The sequence below is a fragment of the Candidatus Rokuibacteriota bacterium genome, from assembly GCA_030647435.1.
Taxonomy (GTDB): Bacteria; Methylomirabilota; Methylomirabilia; order Rokubacteriales; family CSP1-6; genus AR37.
Genome location: JAUSJX010000132.1, coordinates 1 through 18,395 on the forward strand (window position 1 = coordinate 1; position 18,395 = coordinate 18,395).

Below are 18,395 nucleotides of genomic sequence, written 5' to 3' on the forward strand. Positions count from 1 at the left end.
GCCGGAAACCGGCACGCCGGGTTTGAGGTGGCGGGGGCTGGAAACGGCTTACGGCGAACCTACACGGGCACGAAGCTGGAAACGGCGGACACAGCCAAGGGGAGCCTACGGAGCTTTGCGCCAGTCCTCGACCCTACTCAAAGCCGCCCGGACGCTGGGGCTCACCATTCCGCCGTCGCTGCTGCTGCGCGCCGATCGCGTCGTCGAATAGTCCCCCGAATAGTCCCCCACCGACAAGGAGAAGCGTGATGGCCCAACCCGTCGATCCTAATAGCGTCCTCATGACCGGCGAGAACTCGTTCATCCGGCTCAGCCTGGACGGCGGCACGACGCTGTCGACCCGCGTGAGCCACTGGCGTGTCCTCTGGTGCCCTGCCGGGGCCGGCCACGCGCTCTTCATGCAGTCGCCTCTCACCAATGGCGCCGTGCAGGTCTACAGCGACAATATTGCGGTGACACGTTGGCTGCAGCGCACGATCGAGTTGTTGCTCTTTCCCGCCTTCGCCGACACCGCCCTGCCCGTGGTCGGCGCCCAGTTCGCGCGCTCGGGCGACCCGCGCGCGACGGCCGTCGAGACCGTGAACTCGGCCACCGAGCGCATCCGCCTCACGTGGTACGACTGCCTCGAGCCCTTCGTGCTCACGATGGCGCCGGGGATGAACAACCGGCCCATTGGCGTCTTCAGCACCTTCTTCCCCGCGAAGTCGGCACAGATCGAAGTGAGCGGGCGGTTCGCTCCCGGCGCGCCATGGGCGGAGATGCGTGGAGACCGCCAGAGCTCGAGCGCGTGCCTGGCGTGGTCGGAGACGTGGGTGAAGCCGCGGGGCTAGAGTCGCTCAGTGCAGATCTGGGTAGACGCCGATGCGTGCCCGCAAGTCATCAAGGAGATCCTGTTCCGGGCCGCCGAGCGGGCGCAGGTCCTGACGACGCTGGTCGCGAACGCGCCGCTCCGCACGCCGCCGTCACCCTTCATCAGGAGCGTGCGGGTGGCGAGGGGCTTCGACGTGGCCGACCACCGGATCGTGCAGGAGGTCCAGCCCGGGGACCTGGTGGTCACGGCTGACATACCCTTGGCCGCCGAAGTGATCGCGCGCGGAGCGCACGCGCTCGATCCGCGAGGAGAGCTCTACTCGGAGGACAACGTCCGCGAGCGCCTCGCCATGCGCAACCTCATGCAGGAGCTGCGCTCGACCGGTGCTATCCTCGGCGGCCCGGCGCCGTTCGACCAGAGCGACCGGCAGCTCTTCGCCAATCACCTGGACCACTTCCTGACAAGGGATCGACCCGCGTAGCTTGGCCTCAGTCGGCCCGGGCACCCGGGGGCTGGGGAGGGCGGACGAGGTCGGCCGCAGTGTGGGCGATCAGCGCCGACAGGATCACCGCTCCGCCCACCAGTGAGAATGCCCCGGGCCGCTCGCCCACGGCGAGCCAGACCCACAGCGGCCCGAGCACACATTCCAGGACGCCGATGAGGGAAGCCTCCGCCACCGGGATGAGCCGCGCCCCGGCGGTGAAGAGCAGGAGCCCGGCGCCGAGCTGGCCGATGCCGAAGAGCGCGAGCAGCGCCAGGTCGCCGGCGCTGGCCGAGGACGGATCGGCCCAGATGAAGGCAATCACCGCCCCGAGTGCCGCGGCCAGCGCGGCCGCCGCGGGCATGGGCACGGTGCGATGCCAACGCACGACCACGGTGGCCCCAGCAAAGGCCGTGGCGGTGCCGAGAGCGAGCAGATCGCCGATGCGCGAGCCCACGCCCGCCGAGCCCGACAGCATCACCACGGTGCCGAGGAGCGCCACGCCCATGGCGACCCACGTCCTGGGGCGTACCCGCTCGCCCAGGAAGAGCCAGCCGCCGAGCCCCGCGATGAAGGGCGACAGGCTCTGGATGACCAGCGTGTTCGCCACCGAGGTGCGCGAGAGAGCCATGATGAAGCAGATCGATGCCGTGGCGAAGCACGCGGCCATCAGCACGCCGGGCCAGCCGGTCTCGCGGATGACCGCGGCCAGCCGGCCCCGCCGGGCGATCGCGACCGCGGAGAAGAGAAACGCCGCGCAGAACACCGAGCGCCAGAACACCGTCGTCCACGGGCCGGTGCCGACGAGGCGGGCGATGAGGCCGCCGGTGCTCCAGCAGAGCGCCGCCGCGGCGACCAGCCAGAAGCCTTCCCGGCGGGTTCGCCCGGCCGCATGCTCGAGCGCCCGCGCGCGTCCGACGCTTGGGTGATCCGGTGTCACGAGGCAGCAGTCTAGCAGCGCGGGGGATGCGCCGCGGCCCTTTCCCCCGCGGTGTGCCTTCGACTTCGCGCTCGACTCCCCCGTCCCACGCGCCCTATCGGGGACTCAGGCTCGATTGCGTGGGGATTGGTGCCCGAATGACCGGTTTCTCATCCTGTTGTTGACAGCCCGCAATTGGGGTACAGTACCCGCCACTTGTCGCTGGCCGCTCCGTCCTGTCCGAGAACATAAGGGAGGAACGACGACCATGCGCTCACGACCGCCCCTAGCAGGCCTGTTCGTCATGCTCGTCGCTCTTCCCGGGCCTCGCCATCTTCGTCACCGTGCTCGGCTTCAACCTCTTCGGCGACGGCTTGCGCGATGCGCTCGACCCGCGCCTCAATTAGCCAACCTCCAACCATTGAGGGAATGCACATGATGACGATTCGGACTCTCGCGGGCGCGCTGGCGGTGCTGCTCCTGGCCGGCGCCGTCCCGGCCTGGGCCAACCACCGCCCGAACAACGAGGCGCTGATCGGCGGCGCGATCTCCCAGACCGGGCGCTACGCCGAGCCGGCGGGTCGCCAGGTCAACTCGATCAAGATGTGGGTCGACGAGGTGAACGCCCGTGGCGGCCTCCTGGGCCACAAGGTCCGGCTCATCCTGCTCGACGACAAGTCCGACACTCAGTCCGCGATCAAGCTCTACGAGAAACTGATCACCGAGGACAAGGTCGACCTGGTCCTCGGTCCCTACTCGAGCGGCATCACCGAGGCGGTCGCCAACGTCACCGAGCGCTACAAGATGCCGTTCGTCGCCTACGGAGCGTCGTCGAGCCCTATCTGGGAGAAGGGGCGGCGCTACATCTTCAACATCGTCGCCGTCGCCGAGGACTATCAGAAGGGCGCGGTGCACCTCGCCAAGCAGATCGGCGTGAAGAAGGCCGCCGTCATCGGCGAGGACAGTCTCTTTCCCCGCCAGTCGGGCAAGGGCGCCAAGGACTGGGCCAAGCAGCTCGGCATCGACATCGTCGTCGATGAGAACTACCCGCAGAAGCAGACCGACTTCACCGCGCTGCTCCAGAAGATCAAGGCGGCCGGCGCCGAGGCGGTCTTCTCCAACAGCTACTTCGCGGATGCGGCCGCTCAGCTCCGCCAGATGCGCGAGCAGAACATGAACTTCAAGCTGTACTCGAGCACGGTCGGGCCGGGCCTGCCGAACTTCCCCGAGCAGCTCGGCAGCACGGCCGAGTACGTCCTGGGCTTCAGCCAGTGGGAGCCGCTGCCCAAGATCCTCAAGCACCCGGGCATGGACGAGTACATCGCGGCGTACGAGAAGCGCTTCAACGAGAAGCCGAACTACCACGCCGGCTCGACCTACGGGGCGCTGCAGGCGACCGAGGCCGCGGTCAAGAAGGCCGGCGCCTTCGACAATGAGAAGCTGCGCGAGGCCATGGCCACGATCGACGTGCAGACGGTCTTCGGCCGCTACAAGGTCGACGCCAAGGGCATGAACGCCGCCGAGGGCCTCACCTTCCAGATCCTCAAGGGCCAGCGGCGCGTGGTGTGGCCGGAAAAGTGGGCGGAGACCAAGCCCGAACTGCCGATGCCGGAGTGGAGCAAGCGGTAGTACCGGGCCGGAGTCGCGCGCGCTGACCCCGCGCTGACCCATGGAGCGCAGCGACGTCCGCAGCCTGTACCTGCTCGGCGCCTTTCTCGTGTGCGCCTACGCCCTGCCCTTTCTGGTTGGCGCCTGGGCCGGCACGGTGCGCGCCGATGCGGCATGGCTGGGCATCCTCGCCACTGTCGTTGTCAGCGGCGTCATGCAGGGCGGGATCTACGCGATGTTCGCCGTGGGCCTCACGCTGATCTTCGGGGTGATGCGCATCATCAACGCCGCCCACGGCGAGATGGTGATGATGGGTGCCTACCTGACGTGGGTGTCCTTCTTCTACCTCGGCGTCGATCCGCTGCTGTCGCTGGTGCTCACCCTGCCGGTCGCGTTCCTGTTCGGCGTGGCGGTGCAGAAGCTGCTGCTGAACGCCGCCGTCGGCGCGCCCGAGCTGACGGGGCTCCTGATCACCTTCGGCCTCGGCCTCACGATGATCTACACCGCGGAGCTGATCTTCACCACGGACTTCCGGACGATCCCGTACGCTCCCGGCACGATCCAGCTCACCAGCACTATCGCGGTCGGCCGGAACCGGATGATCAGCTTCGCGATGGCGGTGGTGATCTCCCTCGCCGTGTACCTGTTCCTGAAGCTGACCCGGCTGGGGAAGGCGGTCCGGGCGACCGCCCTGAACGCCGAGGTCGCCATGGTGTGCGGCATCAACGTGCGCTGGATCTACCTGATCACGACCGGTCTCGCGGCGGCGCTGGCCGTGGCGGGCGGGGCGCTCGTGTCCATCCAGTTCGGGTTCAACCCCGAGACGGGCGTCGTCTACACGCTGCAGGCGTTCGCCATCGTCATCCTCGGCGGCCGCGGCAACTACGTGGGGGCGCTGATCGGTGGGCTCATGCTGGCGGTCCTCGAGAACCTCGTCTCGCTCATGGTCCCCAACGGCACGGCCATGGTCGAGCTGGCCGCCTACGGCTTGATGATCTTCGTCCTCCTCATCCGTCCCGGTGGTCTCATGGGCGTGAAGGAAGGCTGAGCCGGCGCGGTGACCTGGCGCGAGCACCTCCGGAATCTGGCCCTCCTGGGAGTGTGCGGGATCGCGCTCGGGATCCTTCCTCCCGCGCTCAGCGTCTACCTCCGCTCCTTCGTGCTGTTCACGATGATGTACGTCGTCCTCGCGCTCTCCTGGAACATCATCAGCGGCTTCACCGGCTACACGTCGTTCGGCCACGTGGCGTTCTACGGGATCGGCGCCTACGCCTGCGCGATCTTGGTGGCCGACTACGGCTGGTTCTGGCTTTCCACGCTCGCCGTCGGCGCCGGGGTGGCCGCGGCCGTCGGGGTGGCGATCGGCTATCCGGTGCTGCGCCTCAAGGGCCCCTACTTCGCCATCGCCATGCTCGGCGCGGCGGAGGGGACGCGTGTCGTCGCCACCGTGTGGGACAGCCTGACCCACGGCGGGCTGGGCATCAGCCTGCCGAGCGCCGAGACCTCCATGGAGACCTACTACGCGATGCTGGGGCTGATGCTGCTGACGATCGTGGTCGCCTATGCGGTCGGGCACTCCCGGTTCGGAGTCCGCCTCAACGCCATCCGCGAGGACGAGGGGGCGGCCGAGGCGCTCGGGATCAACGCCACACTCTACAAGCTGGCTGCGTTCGTGCTCTCGGCGGTGTTCCCGGCCGTGGCCGGCGGGATCCAGGCCTATAAGGTCCTCTACATCGACCCGCCATCGGTGTTCTTCGTCCAGATCACCATCGCCATGGCGCTCATGTCGATGCTCGGCGGCAAGGGCACGGTCATCGGTCCCATCCTGGGCGCGGGCCTGCTTTATACGGCCCAGGAGCTGACGTGGGTCAACTTCCCGACGGCCCACCTCATCGCGTACGGCCTCTTCATCGTCCTGGTCGCTCGCTTCCTGCCGCGCGGCCTCGTGGGCCTCGCCATCGACCGGGGCTGGGTCCGCAAGGGCATGGTCCACTGATGGGACCGAGCGCGGACGAGTTCGTCCTGGAAGCCCGCGACCTCCGCAAGGCCTTCGGGGGGGTCCGGGCTGTGGACGGGTGCAGCTTCGTCGTCCCCCACGGCAAGATCTCCGGCCTCATTGGGCCCAACGGCTCGGGCAAGACGACGACCTTCAATCTGCTCACGGGACTCACGACGCCCGACTCCGGTCAGGTGATCTACAAGGGGGAGAGCCTCGCCGGCCTCAAGCCGTACCAGATCTTCCGCAAAGGCATCACGCGGACGTTCCAGATCACGCGCATCTTCCGCGAGATGACGGTCTTGGAGAACATGCTGTCGGTGACCGGGCTCCGCGTGCCCGATCGGGTCGCGCGCGCGCGGGCCGCGGAGCTGATCGCGTTCGTCAACCTCGGCCATCTCCGCGCCGAATACGGCGGGCGGCTTTCCTACGGGCAGCAGAAGCTCCTGGAGTTCGCCCGGGCGCTCATGACCGACCCCGACCTGATCCTGCTCGACGAGCCGGCCGCCGGCGTCAACCGGACGCTGCTCCAGCAGTTGCTCGAGCACATCCACCGGCTGCAGGAGCAGGGCAAGACGATCGTGATCGTCGAGCACGACATGAACGTGATCATGAACCACTGCGACCGGATCTTCGTCATGGACTACGGCGTGAAGATCGCCGAGGGGCCGCCGGCCGAGATTCAGCGTGATGCGCGCGTCCTCGAGGCCTACTTCGGCCGCCGGCGGCGCCCGGATGACGCGGGGTCGACGCCGGGCGCGCCTCGGATGGGCTAGCGTGGCGCTGCTCGAGCTCCGCGACGTCGAGGCCGGCTACGGGTCGCTCCAGATCCTCCACGGTGTATCGCTCCACGTGAACGCGGGCGAGGTGGTCTCGGTAATCGGCCCCAACGGGGCGGGCAAGTCGACCACCTTCAAGGTCATCATGGGGTTCATCCGCCACCTCGGGGGTCAGATCGTGTTCGACGGGCACGACCTGGTCGGCCGGCAGCCCGACCGCATCCTCGGCCTCGGCCTCGGATACGTGCCCCAGGGCCGCGTGGTGTTCGGCCCGATGACCGTGCGCGAGAACCTCGAGATGGGCGCCTACCTCGAGCGGGACAAGGCCAAGATCAACGCGTCCCTGGAGTACGTCTTCTCGCTCTTCCCCCGGCTCCGCGAGCGCCGTCGTCAGCTGGCCGGGTCGATGAGCGGCGGCGAGCAGCAGATGCTGGCCATGGGGCGCGCCCTCATGATGCGGCCGAAGATGATGATGCTCGACGAGCCGTCGCTCGGCCTCAGCCCCCGCTTCGTCGACGACGTCTTCGACAGGATCGTCGAGCTGGCGCAGGACGGTCTCACGGTGATGCTGGTGGAGCAGAACGCCGCCCGGGCGCTGGAGATCTCCGATCGGGGGTATGTCCTGGAGTTGGGACGAAACCGGTTCGAGGGTGCTGGGCAGGCCCTGCTCCAGAATCCCGAGGTCAAGCGGCTGTATCTCGGGTATGGCGCGGCGGTGCACAGGCCGCGTGGCGACGAGACCGCGCGGGGTGACGCGATGCCGGGCCCCGGGCCGACGTCGGGCCTCGAGCGGTGAGCGAGCCCGCCGCCTCGAGCTAGCGGCGCGGGGCCTCGGCCGCGGGCGCGCCCGGAATCTGGATGAAGGGCACCACGCTGCCGCCCAGCGAGTACTGGGGTAGGCGGCCGTCCCAGCGCGACAGGTACTGCTGCTGGATGAGCACCGGCGTCAGGGACGAGGACACCCGGCCGTTGTAGTGGGCCTCGGCCTCGCCCTTGATCCGGAGCGCGTCGGCCAGGCCCTTGGCCTGGGCCGCCACGATCTCCGCCTGGCGCTGGGCCTGGATCAGCTCGTAGCGCTTCTGCTCGGCCTTCTGCTCCTCGATCTGCTTGGACTCGATGGCCTTCTCGTACGCGGGGTCGAAGCGGATGTTGGCCAGCGCGGCTTCCTTCATCTCGACGCCGTACTTCACGAGCCACGCGGTGAGCTCCTTGTGGACCTCCGCCTTCATGAAGGGGCGGCGCTGGAGGATCTCCGCCGCGTTGTGCAGCGCCGTGGTGGCCTTGAGCACCTCCTGGGCCGCGGGGTCGATGATGACAGACTCGTACGTCACGCCGATCTTCTGGTAGACCTCCGGCGCCCGGTCGGGTATGAGGCGGTAGTTGAGCACCATCTCGACGTGGACGGCCTGCAGGTCCTTGGATGCCGCGTCGTAGCGTGCCGTGCGGCGCTGGACCTGGGTGGACATCAGGGTGACGTCGAGGAGCGGATTGATGAAGTTGAGGCCTTCCGGGAGCGCCCGCGGCTGGACTTGGCCGAAGAGCGTCGCCACCCCGACGTGCCCGGCGGGAATGACCTTGAAGGTCGACAGCAGCACCACCAGCACGGGTACCACGACGCCGATGGCCAACACGAGGCGTGAAGCCAAGCGCAGATGTGGCGCGGCGCGGAGCCACGGGCCGCTTGGGGCGGCCGCCATGGAGGCCAGCGCGCGGGAGGCGCCGATGCCGAGGGCGAACAGGATCAAGGCGAAGATCAGCTTGCCCATGCCGTGTCCTCCTGGTGGCTGCCGGCCTTCACCTCAGGCTCGTTCCGCGCTGTCCACGGCAGATACTGCGCCGGCGCGAGCGGCGCCGTCAAGGAGCGCACGCCGCGGCCTGCGGCCGCTACTTCACGAAGCCCAGCAGGCGCGGGATGAAGAGCACGGTCTCCGGCACGAAGGCCACGAGCAGGAGGACGGCGATGATGGCCGCCAGGAAGGGCATGAGCGGCTTGACGAGCTTCTCCATGGGCAGGCCGCTGATGGCCATGCCGAGGAAGAGGCAGAGGCCCACCGGTGGCGTGATGTGCCCGATGGCCGAGGCGATGACGCAGACCATGCCGAAGTGAATCGGGTGGATCCCGAGGGCCTGGGCGCCCGGCAGGAGCACGGGCACGGTCACGAGGATGATCTCCGACGGCGTGAGGAAGGTGCCGAGGAAGATGTAGAGCACGATCACGAAGATCATGAAGAGCCACCAGGTCGGGGCGACGGAGGTGATCGCGTCCGCGACCCGGAAGGGGAACTTGGAATAGGTCAGCACCCAGCCGAAGGCGCCCACCACCCCGATGATGAGGCCGATGACGCCGGACAGCCGCGCCGAGTCGGCGAAGATGTCCGGCATGTCGCGCCACGACAGCTCCCGGTAGAAGAGCGGCGGGACGACGAGGGCATACACGACGGCCACCGCGGCCGCCTCGGTGGGCGTGAACCAGCCCAGGAGGATCCCGCCCATGATAATGAAGGGGATCATGATGGCCGGCATGGCGTTTCGAAGCGCCTGGCCGAACTGGCGCATGGTCGGCGGGGGCTCCTTGGGGTAGTTGCGCTTCTTCGCGATGATGAAGGTGGGCACCGCCATGCCGATGCCCACCAGGAGACCGGGCAGGTAGCCGCCGGCGAAGATGGCGGCTACCGACTCGTCCGCCATCCAGGCGTAGATCACCGCGACGATCGAGGGCGGGACGATCGGCGCCAGGATGGCGGTGCAGATGGTCAGTATCGTCGCGAAGTCCTTGTCGTAGCCCTTGCGGACCATCTGCGGGATCAGGAAGGTGCCGAGGGCGGAGACATCGGCCACCGCCGACCCGGAGATCCCGCCGAAGATCATGCTGTCGACGATGTTGACGTAGGCGAGCCCGCCGCGGAACCGCCCGACCAGCACGGTCGCGAGGTCGATGATGGCGCGGGCCACGCCGCCCCGCGCGGCGATATTGCCGGCCAGGATGAAGAGCGGCGCGGCGAGCAGGAGGTACGAGTCCGAGAGCAGTCCGACGAAGCGCGACGGGATGATGATCGGATTCAGCGCGGGGAAGAACGACGCGGCGGCGAGCGTGCCCACCCCGAGCGCGATGCTGACAGGCATCCCGATGACGACGAAGAAGAGGAAGACGATCAGGAGGGTCTCTGCCACAGGGCTCTCAGCGCGGCGACGAGGTTCCACGCCAGCGGAAGAAGGATCAGGAGCGCGCCGACCGGGACGGCGGCGTAGACGTAGCCGAGCGGCAGCCCGAGCCCGGCGCTGGTCTGAAGCTGCGAGCTCGGCACGAGCACGAGGCTCGAGCGGATCAGAGACAGGAAGAAGAGCATGCTCACCGCGTTGATGACGGCGGTGGTCACCACCCGCCCCCGGGGACCCAGGCGGAGACGGAAGTACTCGACGCAGGTGTGCTCGCCCCGCTGCATGGCCGCCGCGGCGCCGATCATGACCAGCCACACGAAGAGGTAGCGCGGCACCTCGTCGAGGCCGTCGATCCCCGACAGCCCGAAGAATCGGAGAACGACCTGGACGAAGACGGCCAGGGTCATCACGGCGAGCACCGCTCCCCCCAGGTAGCCCAGGCCCCGGTAGAACCGGGCGCCTGTGTGCCCGAGCGGCTCGCCGCGCCCTGCGTCCGGCGCGCCCCCCGTCACGCTACTTGATGCTCAGGATGTGATCGACCACCTTGCGGGCGTCCTTGCCTGCCGGCGTCGCGTAGAACTCCTCGTACACGCTCACCGTCGCCTGGCGGAAGGGCGCGGCGTCGGGCTTGGTGATGGTCACGCCCTTCGCCTTGACCTGCTCCTGGATGTCCCGATCCTCGTTGAGGATGAACTTGCGGTTCCACTGCTCGGAGTACTTGGCCGCCTCCATGATGGCCTTCTGCGTCGCCGGGTCCTGCTTCGCCCACGAGGCCTTGGACATGATGAGGGCGACGGCCTGGTGGGTGTGCCTGACATCCGCCACGTACTTGACGATGTCGTAGAACTTGTTGTGGTAGAAGGTGTTGATCCCGCCCTCGGCCGCGTCGATGACCTTGGTCTGCAGCGACGTCGCCACCTCGGGGAAGGCGATGGGCGTCGAGATCATCCCCAGCGCCTTGAAGGTCGCCACCAGGATCTTGTCTTCCTGGACGCGGATCTTCTTGCCCTTGACGTCGGCGACCGAGTTGATCGGGAAGTGCCCGTAGATGCCCCGGTAGCCCGCCGCGTAGAAGGCGATGAGCTTGAGGCCCTTCTTGTCCAGGACCGGCTCGTAGTACTTCCGGATGAAGTCGCTGCCGTCGAACGCCGCGTACACGTGCTGGTAGTCGCGGAAGATGTACGGGAGCTGGAACGCCGACATCTCGGGCACCAGCGTGGACAGCGGCGCGGTGGTGGTCGGGGAGAAGTCGACGGTGCCCAGCTGCACCTGCTGGGCGACCTCGCGCTCGCCGCCGAGGGCGCCCGAGTGGTGGTGGATCACCTTGATCTTGCCGCCGGTCAGCTCGCCGACTTTGTCGGCGAACTGCTGCGCGGCCAAGCTCGTCCCGTGTTTCGCGGGGTTGACGTTGCCCATCACCAGCTCTTTCGTCTGGGCGAAAGCCGGCGCGGCCCCCGCAAGCACCAGAGCGGCACAAACGAGCAGTCTGAGAACGATCATGTACGGCCTCCTTGTTGGGTGTGGTTCGAGAATTTCGGCATCACGTCGTTGGCGAGCAGCTCCATTGAGCGCTGCCACATCGCGGGCTTGTCCCAGTCGTGGCCGCCCATGAGGAGCGTGCCGAAGTGGCCGGTCTCCTCCCGCAGGGCCACCAACTGGTCGAGCACGCGGCGCGGGCTGCCGGCGATGATCAGCGCGCGCTTGACGGTGTCCACGGTGACGTCCTCGTCGGGCACCTCGAGGTCCGGCTTGAGCATGAAGAGCGCCTTGCGTCCCTTCGAGAAGCTGTGGTGGAAGAAGCGGTAGTAGAACGACAGCCCGTTGTCGGGGTCGGCGAGGTAGTCCTCGGCCTCGGCATCGCTCTCGGTGACGAGGACGCTGCGCGAGACGCGCCAGATGTCGGGATCGGGGCGCCGGCCGGCCGCCTCGCACCCCTCGACGTACTTCTCCCAGTGGCCGCGGAGATAGCGCCGGTGGAAGAACTGCCCGGAGATCGGGATCCAGCCCCGCTCGCCCGCGGTCTTGGCGCTGTTGGAGTTGGGCGTGAGGAGGGACAGCGCGATGGGCGGGTGCGGCTTCTGGTAGGGGCGCGGGACGTAGCCCACCTTGAACTCGGGCCAGATGCCCTGGGTCAGCGAGATCTTCCAGAAGCGGCCGTCGATCTCGTAGGGCGGGTCCTGGGACCAGAGCTTGAGCACGGTCTCGATGGACTCGATCACCATCTGGGGGCGCAGCTCCGCCTGGCCCACGTCGAACATCTCGAGGTCGCTGATGAGCCCGCCCGGTCCGATGCCCATGATGAAGCGCCCCCGGCAGAGGTGGTCGAACATGGCCGCGTGCGCCGCGACCGTCGCCGGGTGGAGCTGGGGCAGGTTGATGACGCCCGTGCCGAAGCGGATCTGCGTGGTGCGTGGGATGAGCGTGGCGAGGAAGATGAGCGGGGAGGTGATCCGCTCTGTCCAGGAGCTGAAGTGCTCGCCCACGAAGGCCTCGGTGAAGCCCAGGCGGTCGGCCAGGACGATCGCCTCCTGATCCTCGGTGAGGATCGTCGCGTAGTCGCGGTCCGGGTCGTGCATGGGCATCGTGAACAGGCCGAGCTTGACGGTCACAGGACGGCTCCTTTGTCTGGGTTCCCGGGATGCTATCACATCAGCTGCGGGTGATCTTCGACAGTCCCGGTAGGCCCCCGAGGAAATTGCCGGTGACGCCGCCGTCCGCCACGAGGTCGTGGCCGTTGACGTAGCGCGCGTCCTGGCTGAGCAGGAACGCAACGACGTCGGCCATGTCCTCCGGCGTGGCGACACGGCCGAGCGGCACCAGCGCGTCGCGCTCGGCGGCCACGCGCTGGTCGGCGTAGACGCTCTGGGTCATGCCGGTGCGGACCATCCCAGGGGACACCGAGTTGACGCGGATGCCGTCGCGGCCGAGCTCCTGGGCCAGCACCTTGACCAGCATGATGACCGCGGCCTTGCTCGGCCCGTAGGCGCCCAGGTTTGCGTGGGCATTACTGCCGGACATGGACGCGATGGCGACGATGGCGCCGCGCGAGGCTTTGAGGGCCGGATAGGCCGCCTTCGCGAGCAACCACGTCGCGCGCGTATTGACCGCGAACATAGTGTCCCAGTCAGCGAGCGCGTACTCCATGAGAGCGCCGGGACGGTTGATGCCCGCGTTGCTCACGAGTGAGTCGAGCCCGCCGAAGCTGGCAACGGCCTCGCCGACGGCGCGCGCCGGCGCGTCGGGCTCGGCCATGTCGGCGTGGAGCGGCAGCCCCTCGGCACCTAGCGTCTTGAGCTCGGCGACCAAATTGTCGAGCCCGGGCGAGGGCGCGAGGTCGACGGCCGCGATCCTGGCCCCGCGGCCCTGCGCCTTGGCGTCGCGCGCCAGCCGAAGACACGTTGCCCGTCCGATGCCGCTCGCCGCCCCCGTCACGAGCACGCGCATGTCCACCTCCGTTGACCGATGGATGACCGTTCCGCACCCGGATAGGCGCCGCGCGCCAATGCCGTGTCAGCCGCCAATGCCGTGTCAGCCGGCTGGTGTCAGCGTCTTCTGCAGGTGGTACAGCTTGTGCGGGCGGCGAGGGCGGTCGTCCAGGATGTGGAGGATCTCGTAGCCCAACTTCTGGTAGAAGAGCGGGGCCTGGAAGCTGAGCGTGTCGAGGAAGAGCCTGTCACAGCCTCTGGCCCGGGCTTCGTGCTCCGCCGCGGCCAGCAGGCGTTGCCCGTAGCCCTGTCGCCTCAAGTCCTGGCGGACCCAGAGGGTCTGGACCTGGCAGGCCCCGCACCAGGTCCACCCGTGAAGGCCGGCCACGATCACGCCTGCGTCGTCGCGGACGAAGATGGACAGCCATTTGCCGTCGTCGGAGCCGGTCTGCTCGACGCCGTACTCGTAGAGGCGGTCTTCGAGGAAGCGGATGTCCTTCGGCGCGGGCTCGACTTCGATCTGGAGGCTCTGCGTGTCCACGGCCCTACCCGGCGAGGTCGTTCATCTCGGATTCGTCCATCACGCGCAGGACCTCTTCCAGCGTCGTCATGCCCTGGGCGGCCTTCTCGAGCCCGTCCACCAGCATGGTGCGAAGCTTCTCGCCGGAGAGCGCCCCGCGGTAGATGTTGTGGGTCGCCCGCTCTAGGACGAGCTGACGGAGCTCGTCCGTCAGCACCAGCAGCTCGAAGAGGCCGAGCCGGCCCGCGTAGCCGGTGCCGGTGCAGAGGACGCAGCCCTGGCCCTTGACCAGCCGCAGATCGCCGATCAGCGGTGCGCCGCCGGTTTCCTGCGCCCAGATGCGCTCGAAGTTCTGGTTCGCCAGGCGGTCGGGCTGCCGGCACTGCTTGCACACGAGGCGGACCAGGCGCTGGGCCACGATGCCGGTGACCGAGGCCAGGACCATGTGCGGCTCCACGCCCATGTCGAGGAGCCGCGTCGTGGCGCCGAGCGAGTGGCGGGCGTGCATGGTCGAAAAGACCAGGTGCCCGGTCAGCGCCGCCCGGATGGCGATCTCGGCCGTCTCCTTGTCGCGGATCTCGCCCACCAGGATCACGTCGGCGTCCTGTCGCAGGATGGCCCGCAGCCCCGTCGAGAAGGTCAGCCCCACGGCCGTGTTGATCTGCCCCTGGTTGACGCCGTCCATCTGGTACTCGACCGGGTCCTCGAGCGTCACCATCTTGATCCGCGGCGAGCGGATCTTGTTGAGCGCGGCGTAGAGCGTGGTCGTCTTGCCGACGCCCGTGGGGCCCGTCACGAGGACGAAGCCGTTGGGACGCTTGATGAGCGCTTCGAAGGTCTTGAGGACCGTCGGCGGGAATCCCAGGTCCTCGAGCTTGAAGAGCGAGCGCGAGCGGTCGAGGATGCGGATCGCGACGACGTCGCCAAAGATGGTCGGGAAGGAGGAGAGGCGCAGGTCGAGGTTGTGCCCCTCTGCCTCGAAATCGAAGCGGCTGTCCTGCGGCTTGCTGCGCCCGGGGCCGTCGTTGGTCATGCCCGCCCGCACCTTGATGGCGCGGACCAGCGGGTCGCGCATTTCCGGGGACATCGTCAGCATGTCGTGCAGGATGCCGTCGACGCGGTACCGGACGCGGGCGCCGGCGGCGATGGGCTCGATGTGGATGTCGCTCGCCTTGACCTGGACGCCGAAGGCGAGGAACAGCTGCATGAGCTTCGACATCGCGCCTTCGTCGAGGATTTTCCCCGGCCGATTGTCGCGGATGCCGTTGGCCGCCCGGAACTCATCGTACTGCTCGCGCAGGGATCGAGCCATCTGAGACCCCCTTTTTACCGATGCTAGACGAACGCAGCCCCCCTCGCAAGGGTCGTAGCGGGGTATTGCGGGAGGCGACATGGTTCGCCTATACTGCGCGCGCCGCGTGCGGGCGGGCTCACGCGGTGGCGCACGAGCATCGGGACCGCCACACGTCGCTCGGGAGCGAAGCTCCCCGGGAGGAAGCCATGGCCAGATCGCCGTTCTCGCCCGCCCACCTCGATCGCCGGCAGTTCCTTCGCACGTCCGCCGCCGCGGCGGGGTTGTCGATGATGCCGAACCCACTCGGCGCGCAGGCCGCGTCATGGGCGGCGCGTCCGGCGGGCACCCCGCCGGACGTCACCTTCGTCGTCTGGCAGTACGGCAAGATCTACGAGCAGATCGCCAAGCAGTTCGAGCAGGACTGGTCGGTCAAGGTCAACCAGATCATCGAGCCCAACGTCGAGCCACAGGTGGCGAAGCTCACCGCCATGTACGCGGCCGGCGACACCGTCGATGTCTCGCAATCGCCCATGCAGTACCTCGCGAGCTACATCGACCAGGGCATCGCCACGCCCATCGACGGGCTACCCGGGGTGGATCAGTACGTCAAGGACTTCACGCCGTTCACGAAGGCCATCGCCCAGCGCGACGGAAAGACGTGGGGGCTCCCGTATTTCTCCACGGTGTGGGTCTTCATCTACAACGACGAGCTGCTCGGCAAGGCCGGGTTCAAGGGCAAGCCGTTCAAGAGCTACCCCGAGCTGCTCGAGCAATGCCGCAAGGCCAAGAAGGACGGGGTCTGCAAGTATCCGATCCTTTGGGTGGCGGGGGCGGGCTTCGAGCAGCTCCCGGCGACCTGGTTCAGCATGACGCACAATCGGGGCGGTGTGATCTTCGACAAGCAGCTGGCCCCCCAGCTCGGGGCCGGGTCCGTCGCGCGCGAAACGCTCAAGTGGTGGCAGAACACGTTCAAGGAGGAGCTGGCGGATCCGAACTCGCTCAACCTCCGCTTCATCCCGGCCGTGAAAGCGTTCAACGCCGGCCAGCACATCTACCTCGGAACGCTCCACCACTACTACGTGAGCCTCGTGAACGACCCTGCCAACTCGCCGATCGCCGGCAAGGGCCGCGTCGTCGGGCACCCGGGTGACGGCAAGACCATCGGGTACACGATGCTCTACATCCTCACCAGCGCGACGAAGAACAAGGAATGGGCCTGGAAGCTCCTCCAGTACCTGGGCGGCCGCACGAAGGACGGGCAGTACACGCAGGCCAATCGCCTGGCGACCGATGCCATGCTTGGCAGCGGCTACCAGTCGGTCATGGAGAGCAATCTCCTGAAGCAGGGCTGGGCGAAGTGGGGCGACGTGGCGACGATCCTCGACATCTGGAAGCGAGCGTCCAACTTCTCCGACGTGGTGCCCGCCGTCTCCCAGAAGTGGTACCCGCGCTGGAGCGACGCCATGAACGTGGAGCTGACCGCGTGCCTGCAGGGCAAGATCACCGCCGATCAGGCGTGCGACAACATGGTCGCCGCCATCGCCAAGGCCAAGAGCGCCTGACTCCCGGGCGGACCGAGCGGACGCGGATCGCGCGGTGACCCCGGAGACCGCGCTCGGACGCGGCGAGCTGCCGGCGGGGCGGCTCGCGGTGCTGATGAACGCGCCGTCGGTCCTGTGCCTGGCGCTGGTGCTGGCCTACCCGATCATCTACGCGGGCTACCTCTCCCTCCACGAGGTGAGCCTGCGACAGCTCCGCACGGGGGAGTTCCCGTTCGCCGGCCTGGCGAACTTCGCGCGTCTCTTCCGGGACGACCTGTTCTGGCTCTCGCTCCGCCACACGCTCGTCTTCGTCGCCGCCTCCGTGGCCCTCGAGGTAGTGATCGCGCTCGTCATCGCGCTCATCGTGAACGAGGAGCGGGTGTGGATCTCGCGCGTGACCCGTGTCCTGATCCTGGTCCCGTGGGCGGTGCCGCCGATCGTGAATGGGCTCCTCTGGTCGTTCATCCTCAACGCCCAGTACGGCTATCTGAACCGCACGCTGTCGGCGCTCGGCCTCATCGACGGCTATGTGAACTGGCTGGGCAACCCTCGCTTCGCGATGGCGGCGGTGATCGCCGCCTATGTGTGGCGCACCACGCCGTTCAACATCCTCCTCTACCACGCGGCGCTCCAGGGCATCCCGCGCGAGCTGTACGAGGCGGCGGAGATGGACGGCGCGTCGGGATGGTCGGCGTTCTGGAGCCTCACCCTGCCCCTGCTGCGTCCGATCCTCGCGGTGACGCTGATCCTCCGCACCACTTTCGGCTTCATGGTATTTGACGAGATCCTCGCCATCACCCAGGGCGGTCCTGGCAACGACACGTGGGTGGCGGCCTGGTACACCTACAAGATGTCGTTCCAGCCGCCGTTCAACATCGGCCTCGGCGCCGCCTCCGCGTGGATGCTCACGCTGATCATCGGCGCCTTCGCGCTCCTCTACGTGCGCTTCGTCTACCGGCGGGTGGAGTGGTGAGCCGACGTCTGTCGTGGCCGCGGCGGGTGGCGCTCTGGATCGCGAACATCATGGCGATCACGTTCCTGGTCGCGCCGCTGGCACCCCTCATCCTGTCGAGCGTTCAGTCGGAAAAGACGCTCCAGGGAGACACGCGGGCGCTCCTGCCACGCGAGTACACCGCGGCCAACTTCCAGCTCATCCTGTCGGCCGGCGCGCAGCGCGGGCCGATCTTCGAGCAGGTGTCCTACCTGCCGAAATCCATCGAGCGCTTCCCGGCGGCGTTCCTCAACAGCCTCATCGTCGGCGTCGCGGTCACGCTGATCGCGCTTGCCCTCGCAAGCCTGTCGGCCTACACCATCGCCCGCCTGAGGCTGCGCTGGACGCAGACGCTGCTCCAGATGAGCGCCATGAGCCGGATGGTGCCGCTGATTGTCCTCATGGTTCCGCTGTACGTCCTCTTCCGGACTTATGGGCTCCTGAACTCGCTCACCGGCGTGATCCTCGCGGAGGTCGGCTTCCTGATCCCGTACGCCATCATGATCCTGGTGCCGTACTTCGCGTCCTTCCCCGGGGAGCTGGAGGACGCCGCCCGGATCGACGGCTGCACGCGCTTCACGGCGTTCGTCCGGATGATCCTGCCGCTCTCGACACCCGGCCTGGCGGCCTGTGCGGTCATCCTGTTCATCATCTCCTGGCACGAGCTGCTGATCCCGCTCATCGTCGTCAGCCGGCCCGAGGCGATGACGGTGCCGGTGATCCTGGCCGGACTCGTCTCGGACTACTTCGTATTCTTCACCCTGATGATGGCGATCTGCCTGCTCGGCCTCCTTCCCACGCTCGCGCTGGTCCTTCTCCTGCAGAAGTACGTCGTGCGCGGGCTAGTTTCGGGCGCGGTCAAGGGATGAGC

Annotated in this window: 20 protein-coding genes and 1 pseudogene; 12 read left to right on the top strand and 9 right to left on the bottom strand. The window is 67.8% G+C overall.

What is annotated here, in order from left to right:
• The 3 genes from Q7W02_22980 to Q7W02_22990 form a co-directional block, all read left to right on the top strand.
• Positions 1–211 (top strand): hypothetical protein (locus Q7W02_22980; protein MDO8479002.1); only part of this gene is annotated, 211 nt, incomplete at its 5' end.
• Between the two features lie 37 nt (positions 212–248).
• On the top strand, positions 249–830 hold the full coding sequence (locus tag Q7W02_22985; protein MDO8479003.1) for a hypothetical protein: 582 nt from the start codon (positions 249–251) through the stop codon (positions 828–830).
• Positions 831–839: 9 nt separating this feature from the next.
• Positions 840–1,292 carry a YaiI/YqxD family protein gene (locus Q7W02_22990; protein ID MDO8479004.1) on the top strand — a complete coding sequence of 151 codons (453 nt, stop codon included), beginning with the start codon at positions 840–842 and terminating at the stop codon, positions 1,290–1,292.
• Positions 1,293–1,299: 7 nt separating this feature from the next.
• Here Q7W02_22990 and Q7W02_22995 read toward each other — a convergent pair whose 3' ends face one another.
• Positions 1,300–2,232, bottom strand: coding sequence for a DMT family transporter (locus Q7W02_22995; protein ID MDO8479005.1), 933 nt, complete (start codon positions 2,230–2,232; stop codon positions 1,300–1,302).
• A gap of 290 nt (positions 2,233–2,522) precedes the next feature.
• Between Q7W02_22995 and Q7W02_23000 the strand changes: the two are divergent.
• The 6 genes and pseudogenes from Q7W02_23000 (at position 2,523) to Q7W02_23025 (ending at position 7,390) form a co-directional block, all read left to right on the top strand.
• Positions 2,523–2,618, top strand: a pseudogene (locus tag Q7W02_23000) (glutathione ABC transporter permease).
• A gap of 28 nt (positions 2,619–2,646) precedes the next feature.
• On the top strand, positions 2,647–3,840 hold the full coding sequence (locus Q7W02_23005) for an amino acid ABC transporter substrate-binding protein (protein MDO8479006.1): 1,194 nt from the start codon (positions 2,647–2,649) through the stop codon (positions 3,838–3,840).
• A 40-nt stretch (positions 3,841–3,880) separates the two neighbouring features.
• Positions 3,881–4,867, top strand: a complete 987-nt coding sequence (locus Q7W02_23010; protein MDO8479007.1) for a branched-chain amino acid ABC transporter permease — start codon at positions 3,881–3,883, stop codon at positions 4,865–4,867.
• Between the two features lie 9 nt (positions 4,868–4,876).
• Positions 4,877–5,815, top strand: a complete 939-nt coding sequence (locus Q7W02_23015; GenBank protein MDO8479008.1) for a branched-chain amino acid ABC transporter permease — start codon at positions 4,877–4,879, stop codon at positions 5,813–5,815.
• Positions 5,815–6,591, top strand: coding sequence for an ABC transporter ATP-binding protein (locus Q7W02_23020; GenBank protein MDO8479009.1), 777 nt, complete (start codon positions 5,815–5,817; stop codon positions 6,589–6,591). Before Q7W02_23015 ends, Q7W02_23020 begins: the two co-directional genes overlap by 1 nt.
• A gap of 7 nt (positions 6,592–6,598) precedes the next feature.
• Positions 6,599–7,390, top strand: a complete 792-nt coding sequence (locus Q7W02_23025) for an ABC transporter ATP-binding protein (GenBank protein MDO8479010.1) — start codon at positions 6,599–6,601, stop codon at positions 7,388–7,390.
• Positions 7,391–7,409: 19 nt separating this feature from the next.
• Here Q7W02_23025 and Q7W02_23030 read toward each other — a convergent pair whose 3' ends face one another.
• The 8 genes from Q7W02_23030 to Q7W02_23065 form a co-directional block, all read right to left on the bottom strand.
• Positions 7,410–8,360, bottom strand: coding sequence for a prohibitin family protein (locus Q7W02_23030; protein MDO8479011.1), 951 nt, complete (start codon positions 8,358–8,360; stop codon positions 7,410–7,412).
• A 118-nt stretch (positions 8,361–8,478) separates the two neighbouring features.
• Positions 8,479–9,765 carry a TRAP transporter large permease gene (locus tag Q7W02_23035; GenBank protein ID MDO8479012.1) on the bottom strand — a complete coding sequence of 429 codons (1,287 nt, stop codon included), beginning with the start codon at positions 9,763–9,765 and terminating at the stop codon, positions 8,479–8,481.
• Entirely contained in the window at positions 9,747–10,265 is a 519-nt protein-coding gene (locus Q7W02_23040) for a TRAP transporter small permease (GenBank protein ID MDO8479013.1), read from the bottom strand. Before Q7W02_23040 ends, Q7W02_23035 begins: the two co-directional genes overlap by 19 nt.
• A 1-nt stretch (position 10,266) precedes the next feature.
• Positions 10,267–11,253 carry a TRAP transporter substrate-binding protein gene (locus Q7W02_23045; protein ID MDO8479014.1) on the bottom strand — a complete coding sequence of 329 codons (987 nt, stop codon included), beginning with the start codon at positions 11,251–11,253 and terminating at the stop codon, positions 10,267–10,269.
• Entirely contained in the window at positions 11,250–12,362 is a 1,113-nt protein-coding gene (locus tag Q7W02_23050) for an LLM class flavin-dependent oxidoreductase (GenBank protein MDO8479015.1), read from the bottom strand. Before Q7W02_23050 ends, Q7W02_23045 begins: the two co-directional genes overlap by 4 nt.
• Positions 12,363–12,402: 40 nt before the next feature.
• Positions 12,403–13,197, bottom strand: coding sequence for an SDR family oxidoreductase (locus Q7W02_23055; protein ID MDO8479016.1), 795 nt, complete (start codon positions 13,195–13,197; stop codon positions 12,403–12,405).
• Between the two features lie 84 nt (positions 13,198–13,281).
• Positions 13,282–13,719 carry a GNAT family N-acetyltransferase gene (locus tag Q7W02_23060; GenBank protein MDO8479017.1) on the bottom strand — a complete coding sequence of 146 codons (438 nt, stop codon included), beginning with the start codon at positions 13,717–13,719 and terminating at the stop codon, positions 13,282–13,284.
• A 4-nt stretch (positions 13,720–13,723) separates the two neighbouring features.
• Positions 13,724–15,010, bottom strand: coding sequence for a GspE/PulE family protein (locus Q7W02_23065; GenBank protein MDO8479018.1), 1,287 nt, complete (start codon positions 15,008–15,010; stop codon positions 13,724–13,726).
• A 188-nt stretch (positions 15,011–15,198) separates the two neighbouring features.
• Between Q7W02_23065 and Q7W02_23070 the strand changes: the two genes are divergently transcribed.
• Genes Q7W02_23070 through Q7W02_23080 form a run of 3 tightly spaced genes read left to right on the top strand, consistent with a single transcriptional unit; the run spans position 15,199 to position 18,393 of the window.
• Complete coding sequence (locus tag Q7W02_23070) at positions 15,199–16,554, top strand: extracellular solute-binding protein (GenBank protein MDO8479019.1); 1,356 nt, start codon at positions 15,199–15,201, stop codon at positions 16,552–16,554.
• 34 nt (positions 16,555–16,588) lie between these two features.
• On the top strand, positions 16,589–17,506 hold the full coding sequence (locus Q7W02_23075) for a sugar ABC transporter permease (protein ID MDO8479020.1): 918 nt from the start codon (positions 16,589–16,591) through the stop codon (positions 17,504–17,506).
• Complete coding sequence (locus Q7W02_23080; GenBank protein MDO8479021.1) at positions 17,503–18,393, top strand: carbohydrate ABC transporter permease; 891 nt, start codon at positions 17,503–17,505, stop codon at positions 18,391–18,393. The genes Q7W02_23075 and Q7W02_23080 overlap by 4 nt, the downstream gene beginning before the upstream one ends.
• Positions 18,394–18,395 lie beyond the last annotated feature (2 nt).

Excerpts from the sequence above, each read along its gene's own strand:
- Q7W02_23030 (MDO8479011.1), bottom strand. The coding sequence starts at position 8,360 with ATGGGCAAGCTGATCTTCGCCTTGATCCTGTTCGCCCTCGGCATCGGC.
- Q7W02_23070 (MDO8479019.1), top strand. The coding sequence starts at position 15,199 with ATGGCCAGATCGCCGTTCTCGCCCGCCCACCTCGATCGCCGGCAGTTC.
- Q7W02_23005 (MDO8479006.1), top strand. The coding sequence starts at position 2,647 with ATGATGACGATTCGGACTCTCGCGGGCGCGCTGGCGGTGCTGCTCCTG.
- Q7W02_22985 (MDO8479003.1), top strand. The coding sequence starts at position 249 with ATGGCCCAACCCGTCGATCCTAATAGCGTCCTCATGACCGGCGAGAAC.
- Q7W02_23055 (MDO8479016.1), bottom strand. The coding sequence starts at position 13,197 with ATGCGCGTGCTCGTGACGGGGGCGGCGAGCGGCATCGGACGGGCAACG.
- Q7W02_23045 (MDO8479014.1), bottom strand. The coding sequence starts at position 11,253 with ATGATCGTTCTCAGACTGCTCGTTTGTGCCGCTCTGGTGCTTGCGGGG.
- Q7W02_23010 (MDO8479007.1), top strand. The coding sequence starts at position 3,881 with ATGGAGCGCAGCGACGTCCGCAGCCTGTACCTGCTCGGCGCCTTTCTC.
- Q7W02_23065 (MDO8479018.1), bottom strand. The coding sequence starts at position 15,010 with ATGGCTCGATCCCTGCGCGAGCAGTACGATGAGTTCCGGGCGGCCAAC.
- Q7W02_23020 (MDO8479009.1), top strand. The coding sequence starts at position 5,815 with ATGGGACCGAGCGCGGACGAGTTCGTCCTGGAAGCCCGCGACCTCCGC.